At 67.9% G+C, this 19771-nt stretch carries 19 protein-coding genes and 1 pseudogene; 10 read left to right on the forward strand and 10 right to left on the reverse strand.

All coding sequences use genetic code 11. The annotated features are described in order from the left end of the window. Positions 1 to 28 precede the first annotated feature (28 nt). The 3 genes from AB0I34_RS13800 (at position 29) to AB0I34_RS13810 (ending at position 4002) form a co-directional block, all read left to right on the forward strand. A complete protein-coding gene (locus AB0I34_RS13800; protein ID WP_360444618.1) occupies positions 29 to 625 on the forward strand; it encodes a TetR/AcrR family transcriptional regulator in 597 nt (198 codons plus the stop codon). A gap of 90 nt (positions 626 to 715) precedes the next feature. Further along, the gene (locus AB0I34_RS13805) at positions 716 to 1519 is read left to right on the forward strand and encodes an ABC transporter ATP-binding protein (protein ID WP_360444621.1); all 804 of its coding nucleotides are present in this window, start codon (positions 716 to 718) and stop codon (positions 1517 to 1519) included. Next, a complete protein-coding gene (locus tag AB0I34_RS13810; RefSeq protein ID WP_360444623.1) occupies positions 1516 to 4002 on the forward strand; it encodes an FtsX-like permease family protein in 2487 nt (828 codons plus the stop codon). The genes AB0I34_RS13805 and AB0I34_RS13810 overlap by 4 nt, the downstream gene beginning before the upstream one ends. On the opposite strand, the gene AB0I34_RS13815 is transcribed toward AB0I34_RS13810, so the two are convergent. The 4 genes from AB0I34_RS13815 to AB0I34_RS13830 all read right to left on the reverse strand — a co-directional run bounded on the left by AB0I34_RS13815 (position 3937) and on the right by AB0I34_RS13830 (position 7003). Next, positions 3937 to 4782: a class I SAM-dependent methyltransferase gene (locus tag AB0I34_RS13815; protein ID WP_360444626.1), complete on the reverse strand. Its 846-nt coding sequence runs from the start codon at positions 4780 to 4782 to the stop codon at positions 3937 to 3939. The two genes, AB0I34_RS13810 and AB0I34_RS13815, sit on opposite strands and share 66 nt — an antisense overlap. A 28-nt stretch (positions 4783 to 4810) precedes the next feature. Next, positions 4811 to 5416: an NAD(P)H-dependent oxidoreductase gene (locus AB0I34_RS13820; protein ID WP_360444629.1), complete on the reverse strand. Its 606-nt coding sequence runs from the start codon at positions 5414 to 5416 to the stop codon at positions 4811 to 4813. A gap of 57 nt (positions 5417 to 5473) precedes the next feature. Beyond that, positions 5474 to 6151 (reverse strand): DedA family protein, encoded by a 678-nt coding sequence (locus tag AB0I34_RS13825; protein WP_360444632.1) that lies wholly within the window; start codon positions 6149 to 6151, stop codon positions 5474 to 5476. A 102-nt stretch (positions 6152 to 6253) separates the two neighbouring features. Next, positions 6254 to 7003 carry an SDR family oxidoreductase gene (locus AB0I34_RS13830; RefSeq protein WP_360444635.1) on the reverse strand — a complete coding sequence of 250 codons (750 nt, stop codon included), beginning with the start codon at positions 7001 to 7003 and terminating at the stop codon, positions 6254 to 6256. Positions 7004 to 7036: 33 nt separating this feature from the next. Between AB0I34_RS13830 and AB0I34_RS13835 the strand changes: the two genes are divergently transcribed. Together AB0I34_RS13835 and AB0I34_RS13840 are read left to right on the forward strand one after the other, a co-directional pair. Next, the gene (locus AB0I34_RS13835; protein ID WP_360444638.1) at positions 7037 to 7612 is read left to right on the forward strand and encodes a helix-turn-helix domain-containing protein; all 576 of its coding nucleotides are present in this window, start codon (positions 7037 to 7039) and stop codon (positions 7610 to 7612) included. Positions 7613 to 7638: 26 nt separating this feature from the next. Further along, complete coding sequence (locus AB0I34_RS13840; RefSeq protein WP_360444641.1) at positions 7639 to 7944, forward strand: metalloregulator ArsR/SmtB family transcription factor; 306 nt, start codon at positions 7639 to 7641, stop codon at positions 7942 to 7944. Position 7945: 1 nt separating this feature from the next. Here AB0I34_RS13840 and AB0I34_RS13845 read toward each other — a convergent pair whose 3' ends face one another. Next, the gene (locus AB0I34_RS13845; RefSeq protein ID WP_360444644.1) at positions 7946 to 8566 is read right to left on the reverse strand and encodes a hypothetical protein; all 621 of its coding nucleotides are present in this window, start codon (positions 8564 to 8566) and stop codon (positions 7946 to 7948) included. A 108-nt stretch (positions 8567 to 8674) separates the two neighbouring features. Between AB0I34_RS13845 and AB0I34_RS13850 the strand changes: the two genes are divergently transcribed. Beyond that, complete coding sequence (locus tag AB0I34_RS13850) at positions 8675 to 9445, forward strand: hypothetical protein (protein ID WP_360444647.1); 771 nt, start codon at positions 8675 to 8677, stop codon at positions 9443 to 9445. On the opposite strand, the gene AB0I34_RS13855 is transcribed toward AB0I34_RS13850, so the two are convergent. The 4 genes from AB0I34_RS13855 to AB0I34_RS13870 form a co-directional block, all read right to left on the reverse strand. Next, complete coding sequence (locus tag AB0I34_RS13855; protein ID WP_360444649.1) at positions 9442 to 9792, reverse strand: VOC family protein; 351 nt, start codon at positions 9790 to 9792, stop codon at positions 9442 to 9444. The two genes, AB0I34_RS13850 and AB0I34_RS13855, sit on opposite strands and share 4 nt — an antisense overlap. A gap of 3 nt (positions 9793 to 9795) precedes the next feature. Further along, positions 9796 to 10626 (reverse strand): MerR family transcriptional regulator, encoded by an 831-nt coding sequence (locus tag AB0I34_RS13860; protein ID WP_360444652.1) that lies wholly within the window; start codon positions 10624 to 10626, stop codon positions 9796 to 9798. A gap of 92 nt (positions 10627 to 10718) precedes the next feature. Continuing rightward, complete coding sequence (locus AB0I34_RS13865; RefSeq protein ID WP_360444655.1) at positions 10719 to 12089, reverse strand: ricin-type beta-trefoil lectin domain protein; 1371 nt, start codon at positions 12087 to 12089, stop codon at positions 10719 to 10721. Beyond that, positions 12089 to 13975 carry a ricin-type beta-trefoil lectin domain protein gene (locus tag AB0I34_RS13870; RefSeq protein WP_360444658.1) on the reverse strand — a complete coding sequence of 629 codons (1887 nt, stop codon included), beginning with the start codon at positions 13973 to 13975 and terminating at the stop codon, positions 12089 to 12091. Before AB0I34_RS13870 ends, AB0I34_RS13865 begins: the two co-directional genes overlap by 1 nt. A 233-nt stretch (positions 13976 to 14208) precedes the next feature. Between AB0I34_RS13870 and AB0I34_RS13875 the strand changes: the two genes are divergently transcribed. Then, entirely contained in the window at positions 14209 to 15432 is a 1224-nt protein-coding gene (locus tag AB0I34_RS13875; RefSeq protein WP_360444660.1) for a family 16 glycosylhydrolase, read from the forward strand. Here the strand turns inward: AB0I34_RS13875 and AB0I34_RS13880 are convergent. Further along, entirely contained in the window at positions 15429 to 16622 is a 1194-nt protein-coding gene (locus AB0I34_RS13880) for an ROK family transcriptional regulator (protein ID WP_360444663.1), read from the reverse strand. The two genes, AB0I34_RS13875 and AB0I34_RS13880, sit on opposite strands and share 4 nt — an antisense overlap. A 244-nt stretch (positions 16623 to 16866) precedes the next feature. Here AB0I34_RS13880 and AB0I34_RS13885 point away from each other — a divergent pair, with 244 nt between their 5' ends. From AB0I34_RS13885 to AB0I34_RS13895, 3 genes and pseudogenes are all read left to right on the forward strand, one after another. Next, positions 16867 to 17910 carry a LacI family DNA-binding transcriptional regulator gene (locus tag AB0I34_RS13885; protein ID WP_360444666.1) on the forward strand — a complete coding sequence of 348 codons (1044 nt, stop codon included), beginning with the start codon at positions 16867 to 16869 and terminating at the stop codon, positions 17908 to 17910. Positions 17911 to 18074: 164 nt separating this feature from the next. Beyond that, positions 18075 to 19697: an ABC transporter substrate-binding protein gene (locus AB0I34_RS13890; protein WP_360444669.1), complete on the forward strand. Its 1623-nt coding sequence runs from the start codon at positions 18075 to 18077 to the stop codon at positions 19695 to 19697. Further along, positions 19697 to 19771, forward strand: a pseudogene (locus AB0I34_RS13895) (hypothetical protein); the annotation flags it as partial. The gene AB0I34_RS13890 and the pseudogene AB0I34_RS13895, both read left to right, overlap by 1 nt.

A 19771-nucleotide genomic window follows, 5' to 3' on the forward strand; every position in this document is an offset into this window, starting at 1 on the left:
GAACGGACATTCGTTTTATGTTCGCGCTATGCCGAAGGTCACGGAGGAACACCGCGTGGCGCGCCGGGCGCAGATCGTCGCCGCGGCCCGTACCTGCGTGGTCGAGCAGGGTTTCCACAAGACGACGATGGCCGACGTGATCCGTGAGTCCGGCCTGTCCGCCGGCGCGGTCTACGGCTACTTCAAGAGCAAGGAGGAGATCGTCGCCGCCATCGCCGAGGAAGCCCTCGGCACCGTCGACGAACTTTTCGAGAAGATCCTCACGACCGAGCACCCGCTGACGCCGCTGGCCGCACTGGAGGCGGCGCTCAACCACGCGGTCACCATCGCCGAACGGCCCGGCGGCGACGTCACCAGGGTCGCGGTCCAGGCGTGGGCCGAGGCGCTGCACAACCCCGCCATCCTGGACATCGCGGGCGGCAAGTACCTGCTGCTCCGGGAGCACTTCGAGGACGTCGTACGCCGGGCCCAGGCCGACGGCACCGTCGACCCGGACACCGATCCCAAGTACATCGCCCAGGTCATGTTCGGCATGCTGCCGGGCTTCGTGCTCCAGCGGCTGCTCATCGGCGACGTCACCCCGGACACCTACACCGCCGGACTGAAGGCCCTGTTCCGCGCTTAGGGGCACCCCAGCGGGGGTGGACTTTCACCCACCCTGAGCGGCGGTCCAGCACCCTGGGGAGACCGGTCCCGGCTCCGTAGCGTCAACGGCATGACGAAGACGACGCGACGGATGAGGCGCGCGCAGGAAGCGGCCGCCACGAGCGAGCACTCGGTGCTCCTGCAGGACGTACGACGGGTCTACGGTCGCGGCGGCAACGCGGTCACCGCCCTCAACGGCATCTCCATCGGCTTTGCCCGCGGCACCTTCACCGCGGTGATGGGACCGTCCGGCTCCGGGAAGAGCACGTTCCTGCACTGCGCCGCCGGTCTCGACCGGCCGACGTCGGGCAGCGTGCTGATCGACGGCCAGCCACTGGCCGACCTGAACGAGCGCAAGCTCACCGAGCTGCGCCGCGACCGGATCGGCTTCGTGTTCCAGTCGTTCAACCTGCTGCCCGCGCTGACGGTCTGGCAGAACGTCTGCCTGCCGCTGGAACTGGACGGCCGCCGCCCGAACCGCGCCGCGGTCCGTCAGGTCCTCGACCGCGTCGGCCTCGGTGATCGCCACAAGCACCGCCCCGGCGAGCTGTCCGGTGGTCAGCAGCAGCGCGTCGCGATCGCCCGCGCACTGGTCGCCCGCCCGGCGGTCATCTTCGCCGACGAGCCGACCGGCGCCCTGGACACCCAGACCGCGGCCGACGTCCTTCAACTGCTGCGCGAGCCGGTCCGCACGCAGGGCCAGACGGTGGTGATGGTCACCCACGACCCGGTCGCCGCCTCGTACGCCGACCAGGTCGTGTTCCTGGCCGACGGCGTACTGGCCGGCAGTCTGTTCGCGCCGACGGCCGAGGCCGTGGCGGACCGGATGACCCACCTCGGCGCGCGGTCCAACCTGCAGGGCGTGGCCCGATGATGCGCCTGGCCGTCCGTACTCTGCGATTCCGCAAGGGCGGCTTCATCGCCACTTTCGTGGCGGTCGTGTTCGGTACCGCGATCGTGATGGCCTGCGGCGGTCTGATGGAGACCGGGATCCGCTCCAACGTCTCCCCCGAACGTCTCGCCGCCGCCCCTCTCGTTGTCACCGGCAAGCAGTCGCACCTGCGGCCGGGCGCCGAGGACGCGACAGCGCTGCCCGAGCGTGTCGGCGTTCGGACCGATCTTGTTTCCAGGATTCGTTCTGTCGAAGGGGTTTCGGACGCGATCGGCGACCTGACCTTCCCCGCTTCGGTCCTCGGCTCCAGCGGTCTCACGGTTGCTGAAGGCCACAACTGGTCCTCCGCCACACTGGCGCCATACAAGCTGACCTCCGGTCGTGCGCCGACCGCTGGTCAGGTCGTCAGCACGACTGCGGGCACGAAGATCGGCGACCGGGTCACCTATGTCATCGACGGCAACCCTGAGACTTTCACGGTCAGCGGCATCGCGCAGGGGCCTGCCGGGCATTCGTTCTTCTCCGACCATGAGGCGCGCCAGCTGGCCGGAAATCCCGCGCGGTTCGCGGACGTCGGCGTACTGCTTGCTCCTGGCACCGATGTCGACAAGGTGAAGGACCGGATCAAGGCGATCGACGGTGGCATCACCGTCAGCACCGGCATCGACCGTGGCCTGGCCGAGCACCCCGGCACCGAGGCGCAGCGTGTCGCGCTGATCTCGATCGCCGGCTCCTTCGGCGGCATCGCGGCGATGACGATGATGTTCGTGGTCGCGTCCACGCTGGCGCTGTCGGCACAGCACCGAGAGCGCGAGTTCGCCCTGCTGCGCGGCATCGGTACGACGCCCGGCCAGGTTGGCCGGATGATCCTTGGCGAGTCCATGCTGGTGTCGATCCCGGCGGTCCTGGTCGGCGTGGTGCCTGGCGTCTTCCTGGGCCGGTTCCTCTTCCAGGAGTTGGGTTCGCACGGCGTCGCGTCGCCGGTGGTCGAGTTCTCCCAGGGCATGATCCCGTTCGCGGCCGGCGCGGGCGCGGCCATCCTCGCGGCCATCGGTGCGGCCCTGATCGCGGCCCGCAAGTCCGCGAAGATCAAGCCGGTCGAGGCGCTGGTTGAGGCGTCGTTGCAGCGGAAGTGGTTCGGCTGGATCCGTCTGCTCTTCGGCCTGCTGGCTCTCGGCGGTGGACTGGCGCTGCTCATCGTCACCGCAGCCGTGATGACCGGTCCGCTCGCCGGTGCCACCGCTGGTCCGTCCGTACTCTGCTGGGCAATCGGTGTCGCCTTGCTCGGCCCCTTCTGGACCAAGGCTGTGCTCGCGATCTGGCGCTGGCCTGTGCAACTGCTGACCCGGGTGAACGGGCGGCTGGCGATCCGCAACGTCACGGCACGATCGGTCGCGATGTCGGCCGCGGTCATGCCGGTGATGCTTGCCGTCGGCATCTCGACCGCCAACCTCTACATGCAGACCACTCAGATGGATGCGGCGTCCGAGGCCTTCACCCGTGATCTGAAGGCCGACACCGTGCTGGTCTCCGAGGCCGGTATGTCACCCGCGCTGGTCGACCAGGTCCGCGCGGTTCCCGGTGTGGCGAGTGCCTCGGCGTTCGTCCGCAGTACCGGCGTGATCGACGAGCCTCGCAACGCTCCGTTCGACGAGGACGGCGCGCCTCTGCTCGGCGTGGATGCCCAAGGCAAGGACGGTACGGCGCCGGTGCAGGTGACCAGTGGATCGCTTGCCGGCCTGACCGGATCGACTGTGGCGCTGCCCGAGTACGTCGCGGGGAAGATGGACCGTGGAGTCGGTTCGGACATCACCATGACGCTAGGCGACGGGACCTCGGTGAAGCTGCGGGTGGTCGCCACATTCGCGGCCGAGCGCGGCTACGAGAGCATCATCCTGCCGGCCAGGCTGGTCGCCGCGCACACCACCGACGGTCTGACCAAGCAGATCCTGGTTCGCTCCACACCAGGTGCCGACGTACAGCCGGCGCTCGCGAAGGTGGCTGCCGCGCATCCCGGCGTACAGGTCGCCGATCGGGACACTCTGGTCGCCGCGAACGCCGAGGACCTGCAGACACAGGCGTGGGTCAACTACATGCTGGTCGGCATGCTGATCGCGTACACCGCGGTCTCGGTCGTCAACACTCTGGTCTCCACCACGTTGCGGCGCCGCCGCGAGTTCGCTCTGCAGCGGCTCACCGGTTCGACCCGGATGCAGGTCCTGCGCATGCTCACCACCGAGAGCACGCTGGTCACCCTGGCCGGCATCACCCTCGGCACCCTGGTCGCCCTGGCCTGCCTGCTCCCGTTCTCGGCCGCTGTCTCCGCCAGCGCCATCCCCACCGGACCGCTGTGGATCTTCCTGGTGATCGTCGGCGCCGCCGCCGTACTCACCTTTGGCTCAACGCTGCTCCCGGCCACCGCCGCCCTCCGCCACTCCCCCACCCAACCCACCCACGCCGACTGATCGAGCCAGACAGGTCAGCAGGAGAGGAATCGGATCGCCTGGCAGTCGCCACAGACCGTCGTCGCCCAGCGCCATCCGCGGATGGCGCTGGCGCAGGTCCACGGGCAGTTCGTCCAACCGCTCGATCCGCAACCCAGCACCGGCGAGCGCCGTCACCAGCCCACCCACCGTCCACGGCCAGGTGCTCTGCACGTGCGCCGGAAGCTCTTGCCCGGTGTAGCTCGCCGCCACTTCCCGATCGGCCGCCCCGGTCCGGAAGTACGACGTACAGATCCGCAACTCGCTGTCGACGAGACTCTGCATCGGATGGAACTCGGCGACGAACAACACGCCGCCGGGGCGCAGCAGCCGCGCCACCACCCGAGCCCACTCGGCAAGATCCGGCAGCCAGACCAACACCCCGTACGTCGCCACCACCACGTCGTACGACTCGGCCTCGAGTATGTCGGCCACGTCGTACACATCAGCCTGAACGAAGCGTGCCGGCAGCCCCATCTCGTCCGCCAGCCGCCGGGCGGCCGCCACTGCCTCTCCCGAGAAGTCCACGCCGGTCACCTCTGCACCCATCCGGGCCCAGGACAACGTGTCCAACCCGAAGTGACACATCAGATGAAGCAGCCTCTTGCCGCGCACCTCGCCCAGCGCCTCGACCTCGAACGACCGCAGCGAACTCCCGCCCGCCTTGAACCCCTCGAGGTCGTAGAACTCCGACCCGACGTGCGCCCCAACGCGCAGATCCCACGTCTCCCGGTTCCGCTCCAACCGCTCCTGGTCGTCCACGCCCCGACTGTAAGACCGAGCTCCTGCGTCATTGGGCAGGTGTGGGCTCCGCGACTGGTTGGAGGGCGAGGGTAGTGGCCTGGATGATGGCTGCGTTGGTGCGGATCCAGGTCGAGAGGACCACCTGCAGGTCCTCGAGATCGCTCTCCTCCAGGATCACGCCGGGGACCGGGACGCTGGCGCCCAGCTCGGCCAGGACCGGACGCAGATGCTGATCGGCGAGGAGCTTATGGCTCGGGGCGGCGGACACAGTGACCGGCACGACGACCGCTCCCGCCAGGGCCCGCGGAGGCAGGACGTCGAGGAAGCTCTTCAGCAAGCCGGTGTAACTGCCTTTGTACACAGGCGTCGCCAGCACCAGTACCGACGCCGAGGTGACCAGGTCGATCGCACCCTCCAACGCCGCGCGATCCGCCGCCTCCAGCTGGAAGATCGCCGGCGCGAACGTCACGAGGTCGACCAGTTCGTCGATCCGGTACGGCGTACCGAGCTCGGAGGCGAGCAACTCCGCAACCGACGCCGCGGCCGCGGCCGTCCGCGAGCCCGGTCTCGGGTTGCCGACCACGGTGACGACTGACTGCGGCCAGACCGGTGGATCCGGAACGACCTGCGGTTCGAACGCGACTGAAGGCATCTGATCCAGCTCCTGAACTCGGTGGTGATGGATCGAGCCTAATCAAAGTCGAGCGCTCTACTTGACTTTCTCAGATACCGAACGCCGGTCGCGGAGCTTCACCACCACGAACCAGACCACCGCCGCGACCGCGGCAGCGATCACGACCCACTGGAAGACGCCCACCGACGACTCCACGACGTGCCACCGCTCACCGAGCTGGTAGCCTGCGACGATCAGCAACGAGTTCCAGATCAGGCTCCCCAGTGCTGTCAGCACCAGGAACAACGCCACCGGCATCCGCTCCACGCCGGCCGGCACCGAGATCAGGCTGCGCACCACCGGCACCAAACGACCGATCAGCACCGCCTTCGGCCCGTGCCGGGTGAACCAGGTCTCGGCCTTGTCCACGTCCTCGAGCTTCACGAGCGGCAACTTCCGCGCCACCGCTCTGGTGCGATCACGGCCGAGCCCGGCACCCACGCCGTACAGGGCGAGCGCGCCGACGATCGAGCCGAGCGTGGTGAACACGATCGCGCTCACCAGCCCGAGATCGCCGCGGCTGGCCGCGAACCCCGCCAGCGGCAGGATGACCTCACTCGGCAACGGTGGAAAGAGATTCTCCAGCGCCACCGCAAGTCCGGCACCTGGTGCGCCGAGCCGCTCCATCAGGTCGATGGCCCAGCCGGCCACTCCTCCGGTCGGTTCCTGCGTCGCCTGCAGCGCGGTCATCATCACCTGATTCGTCGTGAACATGCGGACGACGGTAGGTGCGCGAACACCCTCCCCTCACTGGGGCCAACCGCCGTCCCGGGCCGGGTTTTCCACCGTACCGACCGGGGGAAAACCCCACCCCGCTCAGCCGAACCGTGGCCCGAGGAACAGCCCGCCGGTGGCGTCCACGGTCTGCCCGGTGATCCAGCGAGCATCGTCGGAGGCGAGGAACGCGACCACCTCGGCGACGTCCTCCCCGCGACCGAGCCGGCCGAGCGACGTGTTCTGAGTGACGAAGTCGACGAGCCCCGGGGTCTCGAAGAACGCGCCGTTCGCCTCGGTCCGGGTCGCGCCCGGCGACACCGCGTTGACAGTGATGTTCCGGGCACCGAGCGCATGCGCGAGCGTCATGGTCATCGTCTCCACCGCACCCTTCGTCATCGCGAACGACGTCTGGATCGGGTTCGCGAAGCGAGTGGCACCCGACGAGAGCGAGATGATCCGGCCACCATCACGCAGCACCGGAAGCAGCCGCTGGATCAGGAAGTACGGCGCTCTGACGTTGACAGCGAAGAGTGCGTCGAACCCAGACTCGGTGTCGGTCTCGATCGGACCAGCCGGAGGCGCCGCCGCATTGTTGACCAGCACATCCAAGGACCGGCCGGCCAAGCCGTCCGAGAGCTGCCCGAACACCTCGTCGACATCACCGGGGACGCCGAGCTCAGCCCCGATCAGAAAGCCACGACCCCCGATTTGTTCAAGCGTTTCCTCAGCGCCGGCCTTGTCACGGTGATAGTGCACCGCCACCTCGGCGCCCGCCGCAGCCAGCCGCTCCGCGATCGCACGACCGATCCCGCGCGAGGCGCCGGTCACCAACGCCACCCTCTGGTTCATGTTAGAAACTATCATGTTGTTAGTATCTACCACATGAGTCTGAGGGACCGCCAGCGAGCCGAGACCAGGCACCGGATCCAGCGGCAGGCGATCAGGTTGTTCGTCGACCGCGGGTACGACGCGACGACGGTGAACGACGTCGCCGCCGCGGCCGGCGTCTCCGCGATGACGGTCTACCGGCATTTCCCCACCAAGGAGGACCTCGTCCTGTACGACGACTTCGACCAACTGGCCGCGGCGACGATCAGCGAACTTCCCGCGACCGGCTCACTGGCGGACCGGATCGGCCGGACCGTGCTGGCGACGTTCGACCTGGCCGGCACGCACGATCGGGAGATCCTGCTCGACCGGCTGCGGCTGATGATCTCGACACCAGCCCTCCAGGCCCGCCACCTGGACAGCCAGTACCGCCTCCAGGAGGCCTTCGTCACCGGGATCGGCGCCGGCTCCGACGACCCCACCGCCGAGTTCCAGACCCGCGCGGCCGCCGGAGCCGTCCTCGGCGTCGCCTACACCGCCCTGCTCCGCTGGGCGGCCGAGGACGGCGAGAGCAGCCTGCCCGAACTCTTCCGCGAGGCCTTCACCAGCACCTTCGGGCAATCGCTCTGAGCGGACCACCGACGTATATTCCTCATATGGCAACTACGTTCGAGGTGCTGGCGGAACCGCGGCGGCGGGACATCCTCGACCTGTTGCGGACCGGCGAGCGACCGGTCGGGGAACTCGTGGAGCAACTGGAGCTGAGCCAGCCCGCGGTGTCGAAGCATCTGAAGGTCCTGCGCGACGCCGGGCTGGTGGAGGTCCGCCAGGACGCGCAACGCCGCTGGTACCGCCTCCGCCCCGCGCCGCTCGCCGAGATCGACGCCTGGCTCGAGCCGTACCGCGACCTGTGGCACCACCGCCTCGACGCCCTCGAAGCCCACCTCGACCGGATGGACTGAGTCAGGTCAGCTCGGGGACGCGCAGGTGGGCGATCACAAGCTCGAACTCACCGGTGTCGAGGACCTGTGCGCCGGCGTCCTTGCTGGTGGCGGCGCGCATCGATGCGGCTGCGTCGCGGTTGGCGTCCATCGCCTCCCGGCTGTCATAGGTCACCGACGACACGGCCCGGCCGGAGGCGCGGTCGACCAGCAGGCTGGCGCTGCAGAACCCGGCCAGGTCCTCGATCCGCGGCAGTGACGCCAGCCGGTAGACGTCGATCGCCCGCTCCAGTTTCTGGGGGTCGAGCTCCACCCACGTCGCGCGGATGCACGCACCGGCGACCGAACGGTGATCCCGATGCAGTACGGCGATCTCCCACTCCTGGACCTGCGGACTGCCACCGAGAGTCCGCGCGAGCCGCTCCCGGACCGGGCGCAACTCTTCGTCGGTGGCACGCATCGCCTGCTCCGACCGCCAGGCGGTGGTGGTGATGCACCGACCGGACTCCCGGTCGGCCATCATGGACAGGCCGATGCAGCCCTCCATCTCCATGAGAGTGGGCATCACTTCGTCGCGCACCTGTGCGACACCGGCGTCGATCGACATCAGCATCGCGTTGATCGTGGTGGAACGCGCGTACATGCTCCACCCCCTTACCGTCAGGGCGGCACCCCGGGCGGTGCCACTGGTCTGATCCCACAGTCCTCCGCCTGCACCACCAGCACAAGGGACGGATGGTTGACTGGCCCGATGGGAATCCCCGGCACCTCCGACGCCGAGCTCGGCCAGGCGCGCGCCACCCGCTGGTGGGTCCGCGGACGACGGATCGGATCGATCGAGCGAGCCACGAAGTTCGTCGACGACGTCGGTTTCGCGCTGCTCTTCCCGGCGCCGCACACCGTCGTACCCTCGTTGTGGGAGGCGGTCGCCGGCGAGGACGAGGAGCCGTTCGGCAGCGGTATGGGCACGAACGAGCAACGCGTCTGGACCTGGAAGGACGAACTCCCCCGGCGCGGCCTGGCCTGGTACGGCGCCTACCTCGGCAGCCGCGGGTCCTTCCTGTCGCCGGAGCTGCTGACCGCGCTCTACCCGGCGCCGGGCGACCCCAGCGACCACCTCTTCCTGGAACTGTCGCCGACGGCACATGAGATCGCCGACGCGATCGCGGCCGAGCCGTTGCCGAGTGCCACCCTGCGGGCGCTGATCGGCAACAAGAGCCGGTATCAACGGGCGATCACCGAGCTACAGCGCAATCTGCTGGTGACCACCGCAGGTGTCCACGAGACCGGATCCGGCTGGCCGGCCGCGCTTATCGCGCTCACCTGTCATCAGTTCGACGTCGGTGGCGCCACCGATCACACACTGGCTGCCGGACGATTCCTGGACACCATGGTCGCCACCACGCCAGGCGAGCTCGCCCGCGCCTTCCGGTGGCCGGTGGCGCAGGCGCGAGCCCGCCTGGAAGAGCAGGTCGACGCCGGCCGGGCGACCTTCGACGGCGTCCGGTACGTGGCCGGTTAGCGGACCTCGGCCAGGTCGAAGACGTTGCCCTCGGGGTCGGCGAGCGTGATCCAGTGGGCGCCGTACTCGTCGTGTTCGTCGTGACGCTTCGCGCCGAGTGCGATCAGTCGGTCGACCTCGGCGGACCAGTCGGCAGTGGCCAGGTCGAGGTGCAGCCTGTTCTTGCCGACGCGCGGCTCGGGGACCTGGAGGAACATCAGCGTCGGGCCGTCCGCGGCCTTGTTCACGGTGGCGAAGAACTCGTTGCCGCCGGCATCGACCTCCGACGACAGCACGCCGGCCCAGAAGGTGGCGAGCGCGGTGGCGTCGGAGCTGTCGAAGACGACGTTCTCGAGAGCGATGGACATGGATCAGCCTTTCGTGACAGGGGATGTGGGGATCTGGCGGATCGGCCAGCAGATCTCGGTGCGGTAGCTGGCCGGGTCGGGGCCGTCCCCCGGGCCGACGGCGTACAACTCACGGATCGGGCCCGGCGCGACCTCGCAGTGCTCCGCGACATGGCTGCCGAGCGCTCCGTAGCTGAGGTCGAAGTCGGTGAGCGGCCCGCTGTGGACGGCGATCGCGAAGAACCCGCCGGGAAGATCCACCAGTTCGACACCGTCGGCGGGCGCCTGATCCGGCGCGACCGGCAGGAACGCGACCACCTGACCGGAATCCTCGGTGAAGAACTCATCGCTGTACGTCGCTCCGGATGTCGCGACGATGCCGTCGCGGGCAGCGATCGCGCCGAGCCGCCCGAACGCGAACTCGCACCACTCCCCGATCCCCTCCCGCTCGACGTGACCGGAGACGCCGTACGCGCGGAACGCGGGGATGAACCGGTACTCGACGGCGAGCTCGGCCGGCTGGAGCGTCAGCATCTCGCGCAGCGACGTGACCACGTCACGGGTGTGTGCGAGCTCCCGCTCCATCCGGTCCAGGTGCGCGCGGAGCGTCTCCTCCCGGGTGCCACCGTCGGCCGCGTCAACGACCGCCCGGACCTCCGGCAGCGGCATCCGCAGCTCGCGCAGTCGCCGGATCAGCTGGGCGACTTCGACCTGGGACGTCTCGTACCGCCGGTAGCCGGACGATGGGTCGACCGATGCCGGCGCGAGCAGGCCGATCTCGTGGTAGTGATGCAGGGTCTTCACACTCAGATGGGTCAAGCGGGAGAACTCGCCGACCGTCACCGTTGCCGTCATGACCCCACCATCCACCCTCCGGCAACCGGAGAGTCAAACCGACGCCGGCGCCGCCCGGGAACAAGGCGACGCCGGCTCAGGGTTGGTGCGGATCAGCCGCGGTAGCGACCGATCACCTTGGTGTAGTCCCAGGCCTGCTGCGGTACGCCGGAGCAGGTGTCCGCGCCACCGCCGCTGCACGGCCGGTCGCGGTTGACCGACCAGAACGTGAACCGGGCCAGGTGGTGCTCGCTCGCGTACGACAGCATCGATTCGAAGTCGGACAGGTTGACCCGCTCACCGGCGACGTCGGTGATCCCGTTCATCGACGAGATGCCGATCTTCCGGTACGCCGCGTCGTCGCTCAGGCCGTACGCCGACTTGACCTGGTTCTTCAGCCCGTCAGCCGCTTGCCGGGTCAGCGTGCCCATGTTGCTCGAGCCACCGCCGAAGTCGAACGGCATGATCACCCAGCCGTCCAGGTTCAGCCCGGAGGCCGCACCACGCCGGATCAGGTCCTGGCCGTTGCCGTCCGGCCCGGACGTCGTCGTACCGAAGGTCAGGTACGTCGCGATGCCGGGGTTGTTCTGCTCGACGATCTTCAGCGCGTCGATCACCTTCTGCCGCACCGCGGCGCCGGCGATCTCCTGGTCCTCGATGTCGATGTCGATCGCCTTCAGCGACAGCGCGTTGATCACCTTCTGGTACGCGCCCGCCAGCTCACTCGCCGATCCACAGCTCTGCCCGAGCTTGTTGCCGGACCAGCCACCGATCGACACGACCGCGTCGCCACCGTTGGACCGGATCGCGGTGAGCGCCTGCTGGTCGACTCCACCCGTCAGCGGCCGATTCCCGTCCCACTGAGGGTTGCAGTAGCCGTTGGACAGGATGAACGCCATCGTGAACCACTTGACGCCGGTCGCGTTCATGACGGTCGCCGGGCTGGGCGGACTGCCCCAGCCTTGGTAGAGGTACGGCGCTGCCGCCATCGGAGCACCGTCCGCCGGTGGCGGACCATCGTCTGCCGCCGGGACGTTCCACTTCTGGTTCGCCGCACCGGTGCACGTCCACAGCTGCAGCGGAGTGCCGTTGGCAGAGTTGTTGCCCGTGACATCGAGGCACTTGTTCGCCTGCGGGTTCACCAGGTCCCGGCCAGACGTGTACGACCACTGCTGCGCGGCACTGCCGTTGCAGGTCCACAGCTGCACCTTGGCACCGTTGGCAACCGACCCACCGCTGACATCCAGACACTTACCCAATGCGGTCAGCGTCCCGTTCGAGTTCCGGCTCCAGCTCTGCGCGCTGGTCCCGTTGCAGTCGTACAGCTGGACCTGAGTGCCGTCCGCGCTGCTCGCCGCAGCGATGTCCGCGCACTTGCCGGCCAGGCCGGTGATCGTCCCGGTCGCCGCCTGTGCAGGCGCGGCCGACATCAGTAGACCGGCACCCAGCACCAGAGCCGCGGCGACCGCCGCCACCCGGCGCATCAGACGTTCCACTTCTGATTTGCGGCGCCGGTGCAGCTCCACAGCTGCAGCGGTGTGGCGTTCGCCGAATTGTTGCCAGTGACATCAAGACACTTGTTCGCCTGAGGATTCACCAGATCTCTCCCGCTTGTATAGGTCCATTGCTGGGCGGCACTTCCGTTGCACGAATAGAGCTGAACCTTCGCTCCGTTGGCGACCGAGCCGGCGTTCACGTCGAGGCATTTGCCGAGGGCACGGATCGTCCCGTCACCCGGGCGCTCCCACTGCTGCGCCGCCGTCCCGTTGCAGTCGTAGAGCTGCACGGCCGTACCGTCCGCCGAGTTGGCACCGGCGACGTCGATGCACTTGCCGGCCAGGCCGGTGATCGCGGAACCGGTACCGCCACCGCCACCCTGTGTGCCGGACCAGGTGAAGGTCGCGGAGGTCTTGGTCGGCAGCGTGTAGACGAACGACTGGCTCCCCCAGTTCACCCGCACCGACTGCGAGCTGCCGGTGGTGTTGAACGCGATCAGCGCCTTCGAGCCGTCCGGGTTCTTCCACGCCACGTTCTTCACCGAGTTGTTGGCACTCGAGTCGATCCGCAGCGCACCCGGCTTCACGAACTTGGTCAGGTGACCCATCGTGTAGTACTCGACGGTCTTGGTGACCTGACCGCGCTGGCTGTCGTTGCGGTGCACGGTGACGAGGCCGGTGCAGACGTTGCACCCGGCACCGACGTACGGAAGCATGTTCTCGTCCTGCGCGAGGCTCCACTTCACCCACGACTTGTCCCAGTTGCGGGTGTAGTCGATCAGGTTGTTCATGTCCTCGACCTGCTGGTTCGGGATCCAGGTTCCACCGGAGTGCTCGGTCATGTACGCGTTCACGGCCGGGTACTGGTTGTGGATCTGCGTCTGCAGGTTCACGTCACCGCCGTACCCGTGCCAGGCGATGCCACCGAACAGCGGGTCGTTGCGCAGGCCGGCGTCGGCCAGCGGGACCGAACCGAGGTCGTTGTAGTTGCCCCAGTTGTAGTCCAGGACCAGCACCTTGGTGGTGATCCCGGCCGCCCGGAACGCCGGGAACAGGTGGTTCTTGGTGAAGTTCAGCAGGCCGGCGCCGTTCCAGTTCATCGACGCGTAGCCGGTGTCGTCGGTGCCGCAGCAGGTCGGCTCGTTCTGCACCGAGACGTAGTCGATGTGGTTGCCCTGGGCCTCGTTCTGCTGGATGTACTTGACGAAGTACTGCGCGTAGAGCGGGTAGTACTCGGCCTTCAGCCAGCCGCGGTTGGTGAACTTGTTGTTGTCCTTCATCCAGGCCGGCGCGCTCCACGGCGCACCCTTCACCTTCAGCGCCGGATTCAGCTGCTTGGCCTGCTTGGTCAGCGGTACGACGTCCGCGAGGTCGTGCTGAATGCTGAAGTCGTTGAGATCGCAGCAGGTGTCGTCGTACGAATAGTTGAAGCGGGCCAGATCCGAGGCGCCCATCGGGTTGCGGGTGAAGGCCAGGCCGATCCCGTTGACCGGGTCGAACAGGTCCTTCATCACCTGGTCGCGGGTGGCCGCGCTGATCGTGTTGCTGCTGTTCAGCAGCCAGGCGGCGCTGTCGGTGAACGACGCACCACCACCTTCGAACGACTGGTACGTCGTGTTCTCGTTGACCGTGATCGTCTGGTTGGCCGAGCCGCCGGCCGGGCCGAAGTTCACCGGCGTCTGCTGCTGCAGACCGCGGGTGACGTTGCGCCCGGCCGAGTCGTTCGTGGTGGTCAGCCAGATGTTGACCTGCTCACCGGCGGCCTGGGCGGGTGGGGCGGTACCGAATCCGAGTCCGGTCGCGGCCACGCACACCACGGCCACGGCCAGTGGCAGCAGGCGAAGGGCGCGACGAGGTTTCCCGTTCGCGGGCATGGGGCGGTTCTCCCTTGTTCAGAAGGGTTCTGGAGACATCAGGGAGTTGTCGGCGTCTGCCCGCGCCGCAACAGGTGGTCACCATGAGGTAACCATCGGTGCATGCCGGTGTCAACGGGATGCCGAGACTTTTTTCATGTCTTTTATTTAGTCCCGGCCTTGACGTGAGAGCGTTCCCACACCAAGCTGCGGCCATCTCTTCTCCGACCGCCCCCGCGAGAAATGAGGCGTCCATGAAGCGTTCCCGCATGGCTGCGTTCGTCGCGATCGGTGCCGCTCTGGTCGGCATCACACTGCTCCAAGCACCTGCCGAGGCCAGTCCGCAGGCCGCCGCCGCGCCCACGGCGACGATCTGGGAGGACAACTTCGACGGCCCGGCCGGCCAGGCCCCCGATCCCGGCAAGTGGCGCTACGACATCGGTGGCTCCGGCTGGGGCAACGACGAACGGCAGTACTACACCAACAGCACCCGGAACTCCGCGCTCGACGGCCAGGGCAACCTGGTGATCACGGCCCGCCAGGAGAACGGCGGCTTCCAGTGTCACTACGGCCCGTGCCAGTACACGTCGGCCCGGTTGCTCACCGCCCAGACTTTCACCCAGACCTACGGCCGCTTCGAGGCCAGGATCAAGATCCCTGGTACACAAGGGGTTTGGCCCGCGTTCTGGATGCTGGGTGGCGGCAACTGGCCGAACGACGGTGAGATCGACATCATGGAGAACATCGGCCGCGAGCCGAACATCGTGCACGGCACGATCCACGGGCCGGGCTACTCCGGTGCCGACGGCATCGGTGCGGCGTACAACTCTCCGGACGGACAGCCGTTCCGCAACGGGTTCCACACCTACCGGGTCGACTGGGAGCCGAACTCGATCACCTGGTACGTCGACGGCGTCCAGTACCAGCGCCGTACCCCGGCCGATCTGAACGGCAAGACCTGGGTCTACAACCACCCGTTCTCCATGATCATGAACGTCGCGGTCGGCGGCTACTGGCCGGGCTACCCCGACGGTTCGACCGTGATGCCGCAGACGATGACGGTCGACTACGTCCGCGTCTCCGACGTCGGCAGCAGCTCCGGCGGTTCGCGGATCACCGGCCTGGCCGGCAAGTGCCTGGACGTCGCCGCCGCCAACTCCGCCGACGGCACGCCGGTTCAGCTCTACGACTGCAACGGGACCGGGGCGCAGCAGTGGACCCGTCCCGGCGACGGCACGATCCGCGCCCTGGGCAAGTGCCTCGACGTCAACGCCGGATCGGTTGCCGACGGCGCCAAAGTCCAGCTCTGGACCTGCAACGGCTCCGGCGCCCAGCAATGGACGTACTCCGCTGCGCACGACCTGGTGAACCCGCAGGCCAACAAGTGCCTCGATGTCACCGGCAACAACTCGGCCAACGCAACTCCGGTGCAGACCTGGACCTGTACCGGCGCCGCCAACCAGAAGTGGACGGTCTAACGCCGCGGAGGTAGGACGCCTCCGTCGCGCAGTAATCGCAGTACGGGAAGGGTCGCGGCGCCGAGAGCTACGGCGTCGCGGCCCAACTCGCACAGCACGATCGAGACCTGCTGATACGGCTGGCGCAGCGCGTGCTTCCCGACCTCCTCCCGCAGCAGCGGCAGGTAGCGCTCCCCCAGCAGCAGCCCGGCCCAGCCGCCGAGGACGATCCGTTCGGGGTTGACCAGGTTCACCAGATTCGCGAACCCGGCGGCCAGGTAGCCGACCGTGTCCGTCACGACCGTTGCCGCGGCCTCCGAAGTACTCACGGCATCGAGTAGGCCGACGAAGGCCGCTTCCTCGTCGCCGGACAGGCCCCGCCCGCCGAGCTCACGGTAGCGGCCGAGCACGCCCTCCGCGCCGACGTACGCCTCCAGACATCCATCCGCACCACAGCGGCACCGGCGACCGCCGTACGCGATCGTCATGTGGCCCCATTCGCCCGCGCTGCTGCGTGTTCCGCGGTAGCTCGACCCGTCCGCGACCAGGGCCGCGCCGACGCCGGATCCGACCAGCGCCACCACGGCGTCCGTCGCGCCCCGGCCGGCCCCGAACCACATCTCCGCCTGGCCGAGCGTGTTCGCGCCGTTGTCCACCTGGATCGGGATATCGGTGCCCTCGGCAAGCATCTGGCCGAGCGGTACGGCGTCCCACCCGAGCGTCTGCGCATGGACGACGGCGTCGCCCTCGACGATCCCGGCCGCCGCGACACCGAGACCGAGTACCTGCTCCGGCCGGACACCAGCGTCGGCAAGCACCGCACCGAGGCCGGCCAGCACGTGTTTCACGACCATCGCCGGCGTCGGCGAGTGGATCGGGTGGTCGGCGCGGGCGAGTACCCGCATCGCGAGGTCGAACAGCTCGACCCGTACGCGGGTCTCGCCGACCTCGGCACCGACGACGTACCGGAACGTCGGTGACACCCGCAGCAGGACGCGTGGCCGACCGCCCTCGGACTCGACCGAGCCTGCCTCCTCGACCACGCCTTCGGCGATCAGTTCGGAGACCAGGTTGCTGACACTGGCCGCGCTCAACGACGTCCGGATACTCAGCTCCTGACGGCTGAGCGGGCCGTCGCGGAAGATGCCGGTGAGGATCACCGACCGGTTGGACCGGCGCATGTCGCGCACAGTGGTCCGCCGAACGTCCATGCCCTGCCCCTACCTGGTCCGGCCCCAGGCAGGCCGCTCGCCCCGAGTTCATCACGCCGTACCGGCGGCCCGGAAGAGGCGCCTTCCTCCAAGTTGTGAATTAAGCCGCGATTCGTTACCACCCTGTGATTGACGACCCCTCGTCGTCTCCGCTTCACTCTACGGAACCGCTTCCGAAACCGCTTCCGAAACCGGTTCCGACACCGGTCCCGGACTGGACCCCGACCGCCCGAGGGGAGTCAGCATGTCGATCACCATCGCCGATGTCGCGGCGCGTGCCGGTGTCAGCAAGACCACCGTGTCGCGCGTGCTCAACGGCAAGGGCGAGCTCGATCTGCGGACCGCGGAGCGGGTCCGTCAGGTGATCGCCGAGCTCGGCTACGTGCCGAGCGCCCGCGCGGTCGGCCTGGCCCGCGGCCGGACCCGGATCGTCGGCATGCTGGTCCCGTCGCTCACCTGGCCCTGGATGGGCGAGGTGCTGCAGGGCGCCGTCGACGTGGTCGAGAGCGAGGGCTACGGACTGCTGCTGTTCACCTTCAACCGGGGTGAGGAGTCGATGCACCAGTTCGCCTCGCAGGTCTCGGCCCAGTCGTTCGACGGCCTGCTGGTGATCGAGCCGGAAGGCACCCTCACCTACATCGAGCAGTTGCACGCGCGTGGCCTCCCGGTGGTCCTGATCGACGACCGTGCCAAGCGCCCGCAGTTCCCGTCCGTCGCCACCACCAACTACGCCGGCGGTGAGTGCGCCGCGCGGCACCTGCTGGAGCTCGGCCGCCACCGGCCGCTGGTGATCACCGGTGTCGAACGGTTCGGCTGCACCCACGAACGCCTGGACGGCTTCCGCGACACCTACGCCGAAGCCGGTATCGAGCTCGATCCGGGACTCGTGTTCGAAGGCGATTTCACCCACGAGAGCGGACGCCGCGGCATCCAGCACGCGTTCGACCAGCGCCTCGAGTTCGACGCCGTCTTCGCCCACAACGACCTGTCCGCCGGCGGCGCCATCCAGGCCGTCCGCGAGACCGGGCGGAACGTGCCGAACGACGTGTCGGTGATCGGCTTCGACGACATCCCGTACGCCGAACACACCGAACCGCCGCTGACCACGGTGCATCAGCCGATGCGCCAGATGGGTCAGGCGGCCGCCCGGATGCTGATGGGCTACTTCGGCGGCACCCCGCTGCCGGACGAACCCCAAGTGCTGCCGACGACGCTGATCGTCCGCAGCTCAACCGCCCCGAAAGCCGCCCAGAGGACCAGCCCCGCCCCGAAAGCCCGGTCCCACTAGAAGCTCCGGTGGCGGGGCAGCTGCCCCTGTCCCGCCGCCGGCGTACTCCCCACACATCGAACGACAAGGCGTGAGCTCTTCCCATGAGAGCGCTTTCACGCCACCATGCACTGGCCCACCGGCTCAGGGTGGGCCATCCGCCAACAGATGCACAGGAGGAACCGATGCGAGCACGACGCACTGTCGCGCTGGCCCTGTCGGGCTTGCTCGCGGCAGCCGTACTGGCTGCCTGTAGTAACGGGGACGGGAAGACTGACAGCAGCGCTTCCGGCAGTACCGCCACCGTCCTGAATGTCGGTATGCCGAACGGCCCGCAGACCGAGAACCACAACCCGTTCCTCGGCTCCTCCTCGGGCGCCTCGCTGGGCTACCGCTGGATGATCTTCGAGCCGCTGGTGATGATCAACGGCATCAAGCCGACCGAGGCGGGCAAACCCTGGCTGGCCACCGAGTGGAAGTTCGACGCGAACTACACCAAGTTGTCGCTGACCGTCCGCGACGGCGTGAAGTGGTCCGACGGCCAGCCGATGACCGCCGAGGACGTCGCGTACTCCTTCCAGATCCGCAAGGACAACGAGGCCCTGAACCCGGAGGCGATCCCGTACGGGACCATCACCACGTCCGGCAACAAGGTCGACCTGACCTTCACCCGGTCCCAGTTCGTCAACCAGAACAAGATCCTGACCGCATTCGTGGTCCCCAAGCACCAGTGGTCCACGCTGAAGGACCCGACCCAGGACACGCTGAAGAGCCCCATCGGCACCGGCCCGTACACGGTCAAGTCGTTCACCCCGCAGACCACCACGCTGGTGCTGCGTGACTCGTACTGGCAGGACCTCCCGAAGGTCAAGGAGCTGCGGTACACGTCGTACAACGACAACAACGCGCAGACCACCGCGCTGGCCAACGGCGCGTCGGAGTGGAGCTTCGTCTTCGTCCCGAACGTGAAGGCCGTCTACCAGGCCAAGGACGAGAAGAACCACAAGCTCTGGTTCCCGGCGAACCTCGGCATCCACGGCCTCTGGATCAACACCACCCGCAAGCCGTTCGACAACCCGGCGCTGCGGCGGGCGATGGACAAGGTGATCAACCGCGACGACATCTTCATGCAGGGTGAGGCCGGCTACTTCTACCCGAAGGTCGAGTCCGTCACCGGCATCCCGACGCCGGCCGGTGAGTCGTTCATCGCCCCGGACTTCAAGGACAAGAAGCACTCGGTCGATGTCGAGGCCGCGAAGAAGGAGCTGACCGACGCCGGCTTCAAGCTCGAGGGCGACGTGCTCAAGGACCCGACCGGCAAGCCGGTGACGATCACGCTGACCGACCCGGCCGGCTGGTCGGACTACATCACCGACCTGGAGATCATCAAGGACAATCTGTCCACGATCGGGATCAAGGCGACCGTCGACAAGGCCAACCAGGACGCCTGGTTCAAGAACATCGACGAGGGCAACTTCGACGCCGCGATGCACTGGACCAATGGCGGCGCGACGCCGTACGACATCTACCAGAACATCATGGACGGCAAGATCCTGAAGCCGGTCGGCAAGGGCGGCGTCAGCGGCAACTACGGGCGGTTCAACAGCCCGGAGGCGACCACGGCGCTGGACCAGTACGCCAACGCGACCGACGACGCCACCAGGACCACCGCGCTGAACACGCTGCAGAAGATCATGGTCGAGCAGATGCCGGTGATCCCCACCTCGGCCTCGAACGTCGGCGGTCTCTACAGCACGAAGAACTGGGTCGGCTGGCCCGACGAGCATAGAAGACCACCACGTTCCTGATGTTCCAGGACGGCAGGGCCGAGGAGGCGATGAACTTCTACCTGTCGCTCTTCGACAATGCGGAGGTCGTCTCG

Origin of the sequence: Kribbella sp. NPDC050281 (assembly GCF_040655855.1) — a bacterium.
GTDB lineage: Bacteria > Actinomycetota > Actinomycetes > Propionibacteriales > Kribbellaceae > Kribbella.